This is a genomic window from Mesorhizobium sp. B2-9-1, assembly GCF_006439455.1.
Lineage (GTDB): Bacteria > Pseudomonadota > Alphaproteobacteria > Rhizobiales > Rhizobiaceae > Mesorhizobium.
Genome location: NZ_VFTP01000003.1, coordinates 164,121 through 177,594, shown reverse-complemented (window position 1 = coordinate 177,594; position 13,474 = coordinate 164,121). Strand labels below are relative to the sequence as shown.

The following is a 13,474-nucleotide window of genomic DNA, read 5'->3' as shown; positions in this document are numbered from 1 at the left end:
GCTCAGACGACGCCAGCGCTACGCACGAGATCGACGAAGCGGCCGAAGACGTCCGTATGACGGTAGACATCGGCCGGCGAGGTCGCCGGGCACATCAGGAACATGGTGTGAAAGGGCGTCACCAAGATGCCTTCGTTCATGTAGAAGGCGTGCAGCAAGGTTTCGAGATCGCCGCGCCGGCCGGCAATGACCTCGGCACCGTTGCGCGGCGGCTTGGGCATGAACATGATCTCGGCGCGGGCACCGACCTGCGTCACATGCCAGGGCAATTTGTTGGCGCGGATAATGCCCCAGGCGGATTCGGCAAGGCGCGTGGTGTTGGCGATCATGAGTTCGAAATTCGCCGGCGTCAGCACCTCTTCCAGCACCGCGTGCATGGTGGCGACGGTCAGCGCATTGCCGGCCAAGGTGCCGCCGATGCCGAGATGCGCCGACTGGCGCACACGCGGATTGACCATCGGCACAAGCTTCCACAGCCGCTCGGCGATCTCTTGCGAGACGCCGAAGACGCCGGCCGGAATGCCGCCGGCAATTGCCTTGCCGGCGACCAGAATGTCCGGCTCCAGCCCGCGCAGCGCCGTGTAGCCGCCTGGGCCGCTGGAGATGGTATGCGTTTCGTCGATGATGAGCACCGTGCCCCTGCGGCGCGTGATCTCGCGCAATGCGGCGTGGAAACCCTCGGCGACTGGGATCATACCGAAATTGGTCATCAGCGGCTCGGTCAGCACGCAGGCGACATCGCCATGCGACAGCGCTTCCTCGAGCGCCGCGATGTCGTTGAACTCGACCACCCTGGAGACGGCGGAATGGTCGACGCCGTTGGGATGGATCATGTTGCGCATACCGACCTTGCCGTCGCGGATTTCGACGTGCGCCTCCTCGACACCGCCGTGATAGCAGCCGGAAAACACCAGCACCTTGTCGCGGCCGGTGATCATGCGGGCAATGCGGATGGCGCCGCGATTGGCGTCGGTGGCCGAAGTCGTCAGCGTCCAGTAAGGCAGGCCGAAGCGGTGCGTGAGTTCGGCGCCGACCCACAGGCTGTCCTCGGTCGGCAGCATCATGGTTGTGCCGTTCTGCAGCTGACGAAGCGCGGCGCGCGTCACCGCTTCCGGCGCATGGCCGCACATGCCGCCGGTGTCGCCAAGCGCGAAGTCGACATAGTCGTGACCGTCGATGTCGCTGATATGCGCTCCGCGCGCCGAAGCCGCGTAGATCGGAAAGCCGCCGGCCCAGCGGCGCATCCAGTGCGACGGGCCACCATAGAGGAAATGCTGCTTGCCCTCTTCCCACGCCGCTGCCGAGCGCGGATGCGTGTCGCGGAAGCGCTGCTGCTCGCGGTCGAGCAGGTCGCCGATGATTACGGAATGCGGATCTTTTTTGGCATCAGCCATCACGGCGCAAGTCTCCTTGTGCGCCGTTGCCTCAGGGCGCCAACCGGTCTTAAGTTCGGTTCATTATGTGAACCGTCGTTTTGTATGTTATAGGGAGACTGCAAGGCGTTTCGGCCGCTGTCAAGTTAATTCACATGCGAAGTATCTTGGAGAATCGAAAATGAGCACAGTCGGCAAGGCGGTTTCGCTGCTGGAGCTGTTTACGCTAGCGGAACCGGAGATCGGCCTATCCGACCTTGCCCGCAAGGCCGGCCTCGACAAGGCCACTGCCAGGCGCCTGCTGATGGCGCTTGCCGAACGCCGGTTGATCGAGCAGGAGTCGCAAAGCCGCCGTTACCGGCTGGGCGCCGGCCTGTCGCGGTTGGCGCGCATTCGCGACGCGCATTTCCCTTTCGTGCGCCTGGCGGCGCCGGTGGTGCGCGACCTGTCGATCGAGACCGGCGAGACCGTGCATTTGTCGGAATTCAGCGCCGGGGCGCTGCTCACCGTGCATGTCGAACTGTCGGCCAAGGCGAACCGCGTCAATGTCGATGTCGGCCAAGTGCTGCCGCTGCATGGCACGGCATCCGGCATCGCCTTCCTCGCTGCCTCGCGGCCGGAAGTTGTCAGCGCATATCTCGATGGGCCGCTGCAGCCATTCAGTCAGCACACCATGACACAGCCGGACAGGCTGATGGAGGCAGTGCGCCTCGCCGCCTCGCGCGGCTATTCGCGCAGCGCCCAGGGCTATGAGGAAGGCGTGCACAGCATTGGTGCGGCGATTCTCGGCTCGGACGGCAACCCGATCGGCACGCTGGCGGTGGCTTCACCCGTCTCACGCGTCGACGATGCGGTCGCGGCAAGCCAGGGCGAAGCGGCGATCAAGGCGGCGCGGCTGATCTCAGTGCGGCTGACCGGCGAGGCGTAACCGGTCATCTCTGGCGTTGCCGCGTGCCGCGCCTGCGCATCCGCGACGCCTTGATCATGCCGCGCCCGACCAGCGGCAACGCTGCTGCGACCGGCGATCATGATCGGTGACCGTTGTGCCAACTTCATTCTGGACGGACAGCAGCGTGCCAGCCTGCCGCGCGGCGCTGTTCGGTCGCGCAGCCGTACCCCGCCCCGGACGGCCTATCTCTTGATCGCCTCAAGATCGATAAGGATGTCGACGTCCGGGCCGAGGCCGAAGCCGTCGGCAGCCTTTGCCATCGGGAAGTCGGCGGTGCTGATCTTGCCGGTGGCGCTGAACGCCGCCTTGGTCAGCGTCGCATCCCACGGCGCCGGCGCTTCGTTGAGCAGCTTGACATCGAGGGTGATCTCCTTGGCAACGCCGCTGATGGTGAGGGTGCCGGTCACCTTGCCGGTCTTGTCGTCGAGCTTCTCGATCTTGGTGCTCTCGAAGCCGATCGTCGGGAATTCCGCGGCGTTGAAGAAGTCGGGTCCCTTGAGGTCGCTGTCGCGCTGATCGAAGGCGGTATGGACCGAGCCGACATCGATTTCAGCCTTGACGCTGCTCTTCGTCGGATCGGTCTTGTCCATGACGATCGCGCCTTTCACAGCGTCGAACTGGCCGTGGGCGATGCCGTAAATGCCGTGCTTGATGGTGAAGGTAATCCAGGCGTGCTGGCCGTCGATCACGTAATTGTCGGCATTGGCGGCCGATGTCAGCGCGGAGGCGCCGGCGAAGGCAAGGGCGGCGATCAGGTTTCTTGTCGTCACGTCTCTCTCCCAGTTGGGTTATTGTTGTGGCTCAGGAAAAGCCGAGGGCTGCCCCATGCGGCGCCCAAACGATCGCCGTGAGCACAGCCAACATCGCCGGTATGGCGATCAGGAGGCCGGCGACCAGCGGCCGCAATGGCCCGGCGCCGGGAAGCAGGCCTTGCAGCGGGCCGGGCACAAGCGCGGCCACGATCAGCGGCAAGGGGGAAAGCATCAGCGCCACTGGGTTCGCCTTCGGGGCGAGCAGCGCAACCTGGATGAGGATTGTCGCGGCGGCGTAGAGCAGCGGAAATTCGACGCCTTTGCTCCAACCGGCGGCGATGCCGCCGCGCAGCGACGCGACATACTGCACGAGGCACCAGCCGCCTGTCAGCGCGGCGAGCGAGCCGAGCAATTGGCCGGTGACGATCGCCGCGCCGAGCACCGAGATGATGGCGCCGGCCACGAACACGGCCAGCACCGCCGCCGGCGCGAGGAATGATTGCTCGGCCGACAGCGACGACCCGGCCCGCATGTGAACCAGCATCGCGGTGCCGGCGATCATCAGCAAGCCGGCGATGGCGGCGGCGACCATCTGTAGGTCAAGCGAGCCGGAGGCGATGCGGCGCCAGCCGAGCCACAGGATGGCCGCGGCGATGGCGGCAGCGGCAAGAACGCCGGCTGTTCGACCGGTCAGGACGCGCTCGGGCAAGAGGCCTAACACGATGCCGGCAAAGGCGAGATAGATCAGCTTCTGGCTGGCGGCGATAGGCGGCACGACCGGCGCGCCGAGCATATCGAGATAGAAAAACAGCAGCAATGCCGCCCAAAGCAGAGAGAGGATGCGTGATGATGCCGGAAAGGCAAATCTCGCCAGCAGTGCAAGCATGAGGCCGAGCAACAGCGGCAGCGCGGCTGTGGTGACCATCGGATTGCCCAGAAACGCGCTCAAACGATCACCCAAGCGCGATCCAGGCGGTCTTCAGGTCGGTGTATTTGTCGATGGCGTGCAGCGACTTGTCGCGGCCGAAGCCGGACTGCTTGACGCCGCCGAGCGGCACGGTGATGTCAGCGCCGCCATAGGTGTTGACGTGGACGACGCCGGCATTGATGGCGCGCACCATCCGGTGAGCAGTCGAAAGGTTCGCGGTCCACACCGCCGAGGCCAGGCCGTAGACGGTCGAATTGGCGAGGCGCACCGCTTCCTCCTCGGTTTCGAAGCGCATGACGCCAAGCACGGGCCCGAACACCTCCTCGCGGGCAAGCTGCATCTCTCCAGTCACGTTCTCGAAGATCGTCGGCGCCATGTAGCTGCCGCCGGTCTCGATCAAGATACGCTCGCCGCCGGTGACGAGGCGGGCGCCCTCCTCTGCCGCCCTGGTGACGAAGCCGAGATTCTTGTCGAGCTGCTCGGCGCTCGACACCGCGCCGATATCGCTTGCGAGATCAAGCGGATCGCCGACCTTGAGTTTCGTGGTTGCCTTGACAAGCTCGTCCATGAAACGGTCGTAGATCGAAGCTTGGAGGAGCAGGCGCGAGCCTGCGACGCACACCTGGCCGGAATTACGGAAGATGCCGTTGGCCGACACGACGGCTGCCTGCTTCAGGTCCACCGCGTCGGCGAAGACGATGTTGGGCGACTTGCCGCCAAGCTCGAGGAAGACGCGCTTCAGGTTGGAGCGCGCGGAATATTCAAGCAGCCGGCGGCCGACCGGCCCGGAGCCGGTGAAGGCGATGGCATCGACGTCCATATGCAGGCCGAGCGCCTCGCCGGCCACCGAACCGCGACCGGTGACGACGTTGAAGACGCCTTCGGGCAGTCCGGCTTCGGCTCCCAGCTCGGCCAGCCGCAGCAAAGTGAGCGAGGCGATCTCCGGCGGCTTGACAACGATAGCGTTGCCGGCGGCGAGCGCCGGCGCGATCTTCCAGGCGCCGATCATCAGCGGGAAATTCCAGGGTACGATGACACCCACGACGCCGAGCGGCTCCTTGTGGATCAGGCCGAGCACGTTGTCGGCCGTCGGCGCGATCTCGCCATAGACCTTGTCGATAGCTTCGGCATAGTAGCGGATCGTGCCCGCAGCCGACAGCGGCTCGGCCTTGTAGGCCATGGCGATCTCGGTGCCGTTGTCGCGCACGCCGAGCACGGCGAGTTCGTCGGCATGCTTCTCCACCAGTTCGGCGAACTTCGTCAGCACCTTCTTGCGGAAGGCAGGTGCTGAGCGCGACCACGAACCTCTTTCGAATGCCTTGCGCGCCGAGGCCACGGCGCGGTCGACATCGGCGGCCCCGCCGTCAGCGATGGTGGCGAAGGAGCGGCCGTCGATCGGCGAGATCACCGGCAGGCTGGCGCCGCTCTGCGCATCCGTATGGACGCCATCGATGAACAGACGTCGCGCTCCGACCTCCGCCTTGCGCAGCGTGTCGATGGTGGTCTGGTTGATCATTGAGCGGTGGCTCCGATTGTGACATGCAGCGCGGTTGGCGCGCGGAACTCCCAGCCGCGGAAGACTGGTTCCTTGCCCGGCACCAGTCTCAGGCCGGGAAAGCGTTCGAGCAGCAATCGGACCGCCAGGCACATCTGCTCGCGCGCGAAAAAGCGGCCCGAGCAGAAATGATGGCCGAAGCCAAAGGCGGCGTGGTTGCCCTCGTCTCGATTGATGTCGAAGCGGTCGGGATCGGAAAAACGGCTTTCGTCGCGGCTGGCCGAGGAGACGAGTGCCGCGACCGGCGCGACGGCGGGGATCGTGACCCCGCCGATTTCCACCGCACGTGTCGTCTGACGCGTCTGGGTACCGATCGGCGCCACCCAGCGCAGGCCCTCATCGACGGCCTTCGGCACGAAAGTCTCGGGATCGTCGAGCACTTGCCGCAGCTGTTCGGGATGGGTGAGCAGGCCGGCAAGGATCGAGCCGGCGCCATGGCCGGGTTCCTGCATGCCGCCGAGCAGGATCACCTTGATGCTTGGCATCAGAAAATCGATCGGGCGGGTCGAGCCCGCGGGCATGCCGTCATGCAACATGTGCGAAAGCGCGGAATCGTCGGGCTCGTGGAGAAGCCGCTCCAGCGTCGGCTGGACGACGGTGCCGACCTCGGCGCTGATGGCGTCGGCGATCTCCTGCCGCTTCGGGTCGTTCTCGAAATTGATGGCACCTTGGGCAAGCCCATAGAACCAGCGCCGCAAGGTCGGCATGTCAATGTTGGCAAGGCCGAGCGAGCGCGCCAGGCTGAGCGTCGACACCGGCTCGAAATAGTCGGCCATCAGCTCGGCTGAGCCCCGTTCGGCGATTTCGTCGAGATAGGGTCCTGCGATGGAGCGCACGAGGTCGCCGGCGTAAGAAGCGACAGTTCGTGGCCGGTATTTTGGGTCGACGCCCTGACGCAATTGCTTGTGCGTCTCGCCGTCGGTGGTGAGGATCGTCGGCTTGCCGAACGAGCGCTCAACCGGGGAAGTGCCGACAACCGCCGAGAAGATATCGGGCGACTTGGCGACCGTCTCGACATCCTTCCAGCGGGTGACGAACCAGAGGTTGACCGCCGGCACGAAAGCCACCGGCGCTCTGCGCCTCAGTTCCGCATAGATCGGATAGGGATCGCATTCCAGTGCTTCGACGGTGATGGTCTCGGCAAAGGTCAATGCCGTCACTCCCTTTGCGATGGAAGAGGCGGCGCCAATGCGCCGCCCCTCTTGTCTGCTTTAATCTTGCGGTGGCTTGCCGAGGTTTTCGAAAGCAACCGGATCACGACCCTTCAACGAACCCGCCAGAAGCAGGCCCACGACGGCGGCGATCAGCACCAGCAGCGGCAGGAACACGCCGAGGAGACCGCCGGCTCCGGACAGGCTGCCGAAATTGATGACGATCAGGTAGATGATGAGGGCGAAGGCGATGAAGGTCAGCGCCGGCAGGATAGTGGTCTTCAGCGCGTTTTCCTGGCTCGACGGATTGGCGCGGAAATACATCACGACCGCGAGCGAGGCCACCGCCATCATGACGATGACGCCGAGCGTGGCGACATTGGTCAGCCACGAGAACAACGCCAGCACCGGATCGAGGCCGAGCACGGCAAACAGCCCGACGACAACAGCGGCAAGTGCGGTCTGGATGACCGAGGCAACATGCGGGCTCTGGTGCGACGAATGCGTCACGCCGATCGACAGCGGCAGGAGCTTCTCGCGGCCTGCGACATACATGTAGCGGGCGACCGCGTTGTGGAACGCCAGCACGCCGGCGAACAGGCTCGACACGAACAGGATGCTCATGGCGTGCGTGAGCAGCGTTCCGGCATAGCGGTCGGATAGACCGAACAGGAAGGTGGTCGGATCCTGCAGGCCCTGCAGAGCCGGCAAGAGCTTGTCGACACCGGCACCGACGGCCATCAGCCAGGCGGTGACCATGTAGAACAGGCCGATCAGGATGACCGAGAAATAGGTCGCGCGCGGAATGGTCACCTTCGGGTCGCGCGCCTCCTCGGCGTAGATCGTCGTCGCCTCGAAGCCGATGAAGGCGGCGAAGCAGAACAGGATGGCGATGGCCGGCGCGCCGCTGGTGATCTGGCTCCAGCTGAAGGGTGCGGCCGACAGGCCGCTGTCGCCGCCGGTCTTGAGGATGGTGAGGTCGAGGACCAGCACGACGACATATTCGGCAAGCACCAGCACGGTGAGAATCTTGGCCGACAGGTCGACCTGCCGGTAGCCGAGCACGGCGACGATGGCGATGGCGATGAAGCTCCAGACCCACCAGGGCAAGGCGATGCCCCAGCCGGCGAACAGGCCGGCGGTGGCGGCACCGAGAAGGCCCATGACGCCGATCTGCATGGCATTGTAGGACAGGATGGCAATCAGTGCCGTGGCGCCGCCGGCCAAGCCGCCAAGTCCGCGCGCGGCATAGGCATAAAAGGCGCCCGCATTGCCGACATGGCGCGACATGGCGACGTAACCCACCGCGAACAGCAGCAGCAAAAGCGTCACGATCAGGTAGGTGCCGGCAAAGCCGGCGCCGTTACCCATCAGCATGCCGAGCGGCGTGCCGCCGGCGACGGCCGTGAGCGGCGCCGCTGCCGAGATCACCATGAAGGTGATGGCGCCAACGCCAAGGCTATTCTTCCTCAGCCGGTTCACTTCACCGGCTTCAATTGCAGTCATCTTTCCCTCCAACTCCGCTGTGCGGAAACCGAGTGTCCCTGAGATGCCGGAGCCTTCTGGCGGGCCGTGCGTGCATTTCATTATTTGCAACGGCATTTCGATATTAGACTTGCAAAGGAATCGACTTGCTGTCAAGTTAATTCGCACGTTAAGTATCTGAAGGAGGAGCAGGCACGCGATGAGCACGGTGGCCAAAGCCATTTCGCTGCTGGAAATGCTTGGACGCGGCACGCCCGAAACGGCACTCGCCGATCTGGCCAAGGGTGCCGGCTTCGATAAGGCGACGACGCGCCGGCTGCTGGTCTCCCTCATCGCGCAAGGGCTGGTCGAGCAGGACGAGGCGACGCGCTTCTACCGGCTCGGAGCCGGCCTGACGCGGTTGGCCTTGATGCGCGAGGCGCAGTTTCCGTTCCTGCGCATTGCCGTGCCGATGGTGAACCTCCTGGCCGCCGAAACCGAAGAGACGGTGCATCTTTCCGAATACTCAAAACGTGGCCTGATCTCGGTCCACGTCGCCGAATCGACAAAGGCCAACCGGGTCAGCGTACAGCCCGGCGAAGTGTTGCCGATGCATGCGACGGCCTCCGGCATCGCCTTCCTGGCGTTTGCCGAGGACCGTATCCGCGAAGCCGTTCTCGCCGGACCTATGGCCGCTTTTACGCCTTACACAATCGGCGATGCCGAAACGCTCGCCGAGCATATCGCCGCTGCCCGTGCGCGCGGCCATTCGACCGGTTCGCAAGGGTATGAGGAAGGCGTGCTCAGCGTCGCAGCACCCATCCTCGGCGCCGACGGTTTTGCCATCGGCACCATCGCTGTCGCCGCGCCCGGGGTGCGGGTCCAAAAGGGCGACATCGAGCGCTACGGCGCCAGGGTCGCGGCGGCGGCGCACGGCATCAGCGAGCGGCTTTTCGGCGGCCTGCCGGGCCGCAAACGGGCGTAACGGGCATAATAAGATACACACTGCAAGGAGAACTGACTGTGGAGGAGACACGCCGAATCCTGGTTATCGGCACCGGCGACACCAAGGCCGACGAGCTTCTGTTCATGCGCGAGCGCATCGAAGCTGTCGGCGGCGTCGCCGTGATGATGGACGTCAGCGTGCTTGGCGATCCGCCCTATCGGCCGGAGCACGACCGGCATGCCGTGGCGCGGGCGGCCGATACGACGATAGAGGCGATCATCGCCAGCGGGGACGAGAATACCGCGATGACGCTCATGGCGCTCGGCGCCTCGCGGCTCGCCCGCTCGCTGCACGACAAGGGCGACATCGACGGCTTCATCGCGCTTGGCGGCTCGATGGGCACCGATCTTGCGCTCGACGTGGCGCTGGCTCTGCCGCTTGGCGCGCCGAAATTCGTCGTCTCGACGATCGCCTATTCGCATCTGTTGCCGCCGGAGCGCATCGCCACCGACCTGATGATGATCCTGTGGGCCGGCGGTCTCTATGGGCTCAACAGCGCCTGCAAGGCGGTGCTGTCGCAGGCCAGCGGCGCGGTGGTGGGCGCCGCGCGCGCCGTCGTCAAGCCGGACGCGGCCAGGCCGAGGATCGGCATGAGCTCGCTCGGCAAGAGTTGCCTCCAATATATGGTGACGCTGAAGCCGGAGCTGGAAAAGCGGGGCTACGAGGTCATCGTTTTTCACACCACTGGCATGGGCGGACGGGCGCTGGAGGCGATCGCCGCGCAGAAGGGGTTCGTCGCGGTGCTCGATTTCAGCCTGCAGGAGCTCGCCAACCATCTCACCGGCTCGGTCGTGAGTTCAGGCGCGGACCGGCTCGAGAATGCGGGCCGTCAGGGCATCCCGCAGATCGTTGCGCCGGGCGCCGTCGACATGGTCGATTTCCCGACCTGGCAGGCCGTGCCGTCCCGCTTCACCGAACGGCCCTACCATGCGCATAACCGCCTGCTCGCCTCGGTGACCTCAGATGGCGCGACACGCAAGGAAATCGCGCGGGCGATCGGCGAGAAGCTCGCGGCGGCGACCGGCCCGACAGCCTTCATCCTACCCGCCGGCGGTGTCCAGCAATGGGACCAGCAGGGCGAGCCGCTGTACGAGCCGGAAGCGCTGGCGGCCTTTGTCGAGGAGATGCGCCTAAGCGTGCCAAAAAATGCCGAGCTGCACGAGATTACCGGACACATCAACGATGCCGCCTTCAGCGCCAAGGCGCTGGAGGTCTTCGACCGTTGGGTTGCCGAGGGCATCATCCCGCCCGGTAGGTGCGCGGCATGAGCGGCGCGAAGCCACAGGCGCTGGTGCTCGATTTCGGCGGCGTCGTCACCCGCACGATGTTCGAGACGCATGCGCTGACTGAGCGGGCACTGGGGCTGGCACCTGGCACGCTAGCATGGCGCGGGCCGTTCGACCCGGCGTCCGACCCGCTTTGGCGCTCGATGCAGGCCGACGAGATCAGCGAGCGCGAATACTGGAAGACACGCACACGCGAAGTCGGCCAGCTGGTAGGCGAGGACTGGCGGGACATGTCGACCTTCGTGCAGCGGGCGCGCGGCGCCGACCCTCAAGCGGTTGTGCGGCCGGAGGCGGAGCAGGCGATCCGGATCGCCCATTCGGCAGGGATCAGGCTCGCTATCCTCTCCAATGAGCTCGATCTGTTCTATGGTAGTGGGTTCCGCGAACGCCTGCCGCTCCTGTCGCTGTTCGAGACGATCGTCGACGCAACCTATACCCACACCCTCAAGCCCGATCTTCGCGCCTACGCGATGGTCGGCGAGGCATTGCAGCTGTCCCTGGCCACCTGCGTCTTCGTCGACGACCAGAAGCGCAATGTCGACGGCGCGGTTGCCGCCGGAATGCTTGCCGTTCATTTCGACGTCGCAGAGCCGGCGCGAAGCCATGCCGAGGCGCTCGGCCATTTCGGCCTGGCGCTTCCCTGATTGGAAAAACCCGGAGTCCCTCCCGATGCGTGACATCAATTTTCTCACCGAAAACAACGCCAAGCCGATCTGGCATCCAATGGCGCATCCGGCCGAGATGCGGGCGACCCCGCCGAGGATCATCATGAAGGGCGACGGCGTGTCGGTGACCGATATCGACGGCCGGACCGTGCTCGACGCCGTCGGCGGGCTGTGGAACGTCAATCTCGGCTACAGCTGCGACCCGATCAAGAAGGCGATCTCGGCACAGCTCGACGCCCTGCCCTATTATTCCGGCTTTCGCGGCACCTCTACCGGGCCGTCGATCGAACTCGCCTACGAGCTCTGCGACTGGTTCGCGCCGGAGGGGATGGTGCGGGCGTTCTTCACCTCCGGCGGGTCGGACTCGGTGGAGACGGCGCTGCGGCTCTCCAGGCAATACTGGAAGATCCGCGGCCAAGGCGACCGGACGAAGTTCCTGGCGCTGAAGAAGGGCTATCACGGCACGCATTTCGGTGGCGCTTCGGTCAACGGCAACGCTAATTTCCGTCGCAACTACGAGCCGCTGCTGCCCGGCGTCTTCCATACACCGGCGCCGTGGACCTACCGCAACCCGTTCGACGAGACCGACCCGGCGAAGCTGGCTAAACTCTGCGCCCGGGCGATCGAAGACGAGGTCGCCTTCCAGGGTGCCGACACCATCGCTGCCTTCATCATGGAGCCGGTGCTCGGCGCCGGCGGTGTCATCGTTCCGCACGAGAGCTTCATGCCGATGGTGCGGTCGATCTGCGACCGCCACGACATCCTGCTCATCGCCGACGAGGTGGTGACCGGCTTTGGCCGCACCGGTGCCTGGTCAGGTTCGCGCCTGTCCGGCGTGAAACCCGATTTCATGACCATCGCCAAGGCGATCACGTCGGGTTATTTCCCGCTGGGCGCGACATTGATCGGCGCCAAAGTCGCCGAGGTGTTCGAGGCCGACAAGACCAGCTTCGGCGCGATTGGCCACGGCTACACCTATTCCGGCCATCCCGTCGGCTGCGCAGCGGGTCTGGCGGCGCTGGCCGAGACCAGGCGGCTCGCCGTCAACGAAAATGCCGCGGCACGCGGCACCGAGCTCGGCAAGGCACTCGAAGCGCTGAAGACCAAACACACGCTGGTCGGCGACGTCCGTTACCAGGGGCTGATGGCGGCGCTCGAGCTGGTCTCGGACCGCGCTGCCAAGAAGCCGGCCGACAAGAAGACGATGGCAGCGGTGGCTGACGTCGCCTACAAGGCAGGCGTCATGCTGCGCGTCTCCGGCAACGCCATCATCCTGTCACCGCCGCTGGTCATCTCGGCGGCCGATGTGGCGAAGATTGCGGAGGCGCTCGATGCGGGCCTGACGGCCGCTGCCGCGGCCTAGGAAATAGCGGTTAGCAGTAGGCAATAGGAATGGAACATACCGCCTACTGCCTACTGCCTCTCCAGTCTCTCCTTCCGCCACGCCGCCGGCGACAGGCCGACGGCTTGGCGGAAGAAGCGCGAGAAATAGGCCGGGTCGTTGAATCCGGTCTCATAGGCGATGTCCTCGACCGGGCGCACCGTGAACAGCAGCAGGCGCTTGGCCTCGACCAGCCGGCGCTCGCCCACGGCTTGCCGCACGCCCGATCCCAGCACCTGGCGCGCCGCCTTATCGAGCAGATGGCGCGTGGTGCCGAGTTCCTCGACATAGCGCTCGACCGGCCAGTCATCGCGAAAATGCCGGTCGATCAGCCGCCGGAGGCGGCCGCCCAGCGCCACAGCGGCTGGCAGGGTGACGGCATGCGATACCGCATCCAGGCGGGCGATGCCCGACAACGCCACAGCGATCAGCGGTAGCAGGATTTTCTCCATACCGACCAGCCTGTCGGCATATTCCGCCTGGATCATTCTGACCGTATCGCCCAACCTCTCCCACAGGGCCGTCTCGCCGCGTCCGGTGACGAAGACCGGTTGGTCGAGCGGCAGCAAGGAATGCTCGGCGATGGCCACAAGTGCTTCATCTGCGACCGACACGACGATGGCATCGGTGCCAGGTTCGATGCTGAAGCCATGCACCACGCCGCTCGGCATGAAGCTCACCGTAGGCGCCGAAAAACTCAAGGTTTCGTCCTCGATCCAGTAGCTGCCGCTGCCGCCGGTCCAGAGGGTGATCTGCGCCATTTGCGGATGTTTGTGCGCCAGAACGTGCCCTCGATGCACCGAAGCGCGGGCCTGCACGGTCTCGACATGCAGGAAGCCGACATCGAGCGCCCGCGCCGGTTCGCCGTAGACAAAGAACTCGGGAATGGCGGTCTGGCCCATGACGACGAAAAAATCCAAATGGTTTTATGCTTTCGTCCATAAACCTTTGGCACGACCAGCGC

General features: G+C 65.1%; 12 protein-coding genes. 5 read left to right on the top strand and 7 right to left on the bottom strand.

The window, feature by feature from the left end; genetic code table 11:
* Positions 1 to 2: 2 nt before the first annotated feature.
* Positions 3 to 1,394 (bottom strand): transaminase, encoded by a 1,392-nt coding sequence (locus tag FJW05_RS08315; protein ID WP_140630223.1) that lies wholly within the window; start codon positions 1,392 to 1,394, stop codon positions 3 to 5.
* 160 nt (positions 1,395 to 1,554) lie between these two features.
* Between FJW05_RS08315 and FJW05_RS08310 the strand changes: the two genes are divergently transcribed.
* Positions 1,555 to 2,301, top strand: coding sequence for an IclR family transcriptional regulator (locus FJW05_RS08310; RefSeq protein ID WP_140630221.1), 747 nt, complete (start codon positions 1,555 to 1,557; stop codon positions 2,299 to 2,301).
* A 203-nt stretch (positions 2,302 to 2,504) separates the two neighbouring features.
* On the opposite strand, the gene FJW05_RS08305 is transcribed toward FJW05_RS08310, so the two are convergent.
* The 5 genes from FJW05_RS08305 to FJW05_RS08285 are packed head-to-tail and all read right to left on the bottom strand — an operon-like array spanning position 2,505 to position 8,214.
* The gene (locus FJW05_RS08305; RefSeq protein WP_140630218.1) at positions 2,505 to 3,092 is read right to left on the bottom strand and encodes a YceI family protein; all 588 of its coding nucleotides are present in this window, start codon (positions 3,090 to 3,092) and stop codon (positions 2,505 to 2,507) included.
* Between the two features lie 31 nt (positions 3,093 to 3,123).
* On the bottom strand, positions 3,124 to 3,999 hold the full coding sequence (locus tag FJW05_RS08300) for a hypothetical protein (RefSeq protein WP_140630215.1): 876 nt from the start codon (positions 3,997 to 3,999) through the stop codon (positions 3,124 to 3,126).
* Between the two features lie 28 nt (positions 4,000 to 4,027).
* Positions 4,028 to 5,518 carry an aldehyde dehydrogenase gene (locus FJW05_RS08295; RefSeq protein WP_140630212.1) on the bottom strand — a complete coding sequence of 497 codons (1,491 nt, stop codon included), beginning with the start codon at positions 5,516 to 5,518 and terminating at the stop codon, positions 4,028 to 4,030.
* Positions 5,515 to 6,717, bottom strand: coding sequence for a cytochrome P450 (locus tag FJW05_RS08290; RefSeq protein ID WP_246673281.1), 1,203 nt, complete (start codon positions 6,715 to 6,717; stop codon positions 5,515 to 5,517). The genes FJW05_RS08295 and FJW05_RS08290 overlap by 4 nt, the downstream gene beginning before the upstream one ends.
* A 51-nt stretch (positions 6,718 to 6,768) precedes the next feature.
* Positions 6,769 to 8,214, bottom strand: coding sequence for an APC family permease (locus FJW05_RS08285; RefSeq protein ID WP_140630209.1), 1,446 nt, complete (start codon positions 8,212 to 8,214; stop codon positions 6,769 to 6,771).
* Positions 8,215 to 8,392: 178 nt separating this feature from the next.
* Here FJW05_RS08285 and FJW05_RS08280 point away from each other — a divergent pair, with 178 nt between their 5' ends.
* From FJW05_RS08280 to FJW05_RS08265, 4 genes are read left to right on the top strand one after another with little or no spacing between them, the layout of a single operon-like run.
* The gene (locus FJW05_RS08280) at positions 8,393 to 9,157 is read left to right on the top strand and encodes an IclR family transcriptional regulator (RefSeq protein WP_140630207.1); all 765 of its coding nucleotides are present in this window, start codon (positions 8,393 to 8,395) and stop codon (positions 9,155 to 9,157) included.
* Between the two features lie 38 nt (positions 9,158 to 9,195).
* Positions 9,196 to 10,446: a Tm-1-like ATP-binding domain-containing protein gene (locus FJW05_RS08275; RefSeq protein ID WP_140630204.1), complete on the top strand. Its 1,251-nt coding sequence runs from the start codon at positions 9,196 to 9,198 to the stop codon at positions 10,444 to 10,446.
* Entirely contained in the window at positions 10,443 to 11,108 is a 666-nt protein-coding gene (locus FJW05_RS08270; RefSeq protein ID WP_140630202.1) for an HAD-IA family hydrolase, read from the top strand. The genes FJW05_RS08275 and FJW05_RS08270 overlap by 4 nt, the downstream gene beginning before the upstream one ends.
* A 25-nt stretch (positions 11,109 to 11,133) precedes the next feature.
* Positions 11,134 to 12,492 (top strand): aminotransferase class III-fold pyridoxal phosphate-dependent enzyme, encoded by a 1,359-nt coding sequence (locus FJW05_RS08265; protein WP_140630199.1) that lies wholly within the window; start codon positions 11,134 to 11,136, stop codon positions 12,490 to 12,492.
* A gap of 50 nt (positions 12,493 to 12,542) precedes the next feature.
* On the opposite strand, the gene FJW05_RS08260 is transcribed toward FJW05_RS08265, so the two are convergent.
* Positions 12,543 to 13,412 carry a helix-turn-helix domain-containing protein gene (locus FJW05_RS08260; protein WP_140630964.1) on the bottom strand — a complete coding sequence of 290 codons (870 nt, stop codon included), beginning with the start codon at positions 13,410 to 13,412 and terminating at the stop codon, positions 12,543 to 12,545.
* Positions 13,413 to 13,474 lie beyond the last annotated feature (62 nt).

What these genes read in the sequence shown, in the direction of transcription:
- FJW05_RS08260 (WP_140630964.1), bottom strand. Translation starts at nt 13,412, where the DNA reads ATGGGCCAGACCGCCATTCCCGAGTTCTTTGTCTACGGCGAACCGGCG.
- FJW05_RS08295 (WP_140630212.1), bottom strand. Translation starts at nt 5,518, where the DNA reads ATGATCAACCAGACCACCATCGACACGCTGCGCAAGGCGGAGGTCGGA.
- FJW05_RS08265 (WP_140630199.1), top strand. Translation starts at nt 11,134, where the DNA reads ATGCGTGACATCAATTTTCTCACCGAAAACAACGCCAAGCCGATCTGG.
- FJW05_RS08285 (WP_140630209.1), bottom strand. Translation starts at nt 8,214, where the DNA reads ATGACTGCAATTGAAGCCGGTGAAGTGAACCGGCTGAGGAAGAATAGC.
- FJW05_RS08315 (WP_140630223.1), bottom strand. Translation starts at nt 1,394, where the DNA reads ATGGCTGATGCCAAAAAAGATCCGCATTCCGTAATCATCGGCGACCTG.
- FJW05_RS08280 (WP_140630207.1), top strand. Translation starts at nt 8,393, where the DNA reads ATGAGCACGGTGGCCAAAGCCATTTCGCTGCTGGAAATGCTTGGACGC.
- FJW05_RS08300 (WP_140630215.1), bottom strand. Translation starts at nt 3,999, where the DNA reads ATGGTCACCACAGCCGCGCTGCCGCTGTTGCTCGGCCTCATGCTTGCA.
- FJW05_RS08270 (WP_140630202.1), top strand. Translation starts at nt 10,443, where the DNA reads ATGAGCGGCGCGAAGCCACAGGCGCTGGTGCTCGATTTCGGCGGCGTC.
- FJW05_RS08310 (WP_140630221.1), top strand. Translation starts at nt 1,555, where the DNA reads ATGAGCACAGTCGGCAAGGCGGTTTCGCTGCTGGAGCTGTTTACGCTA.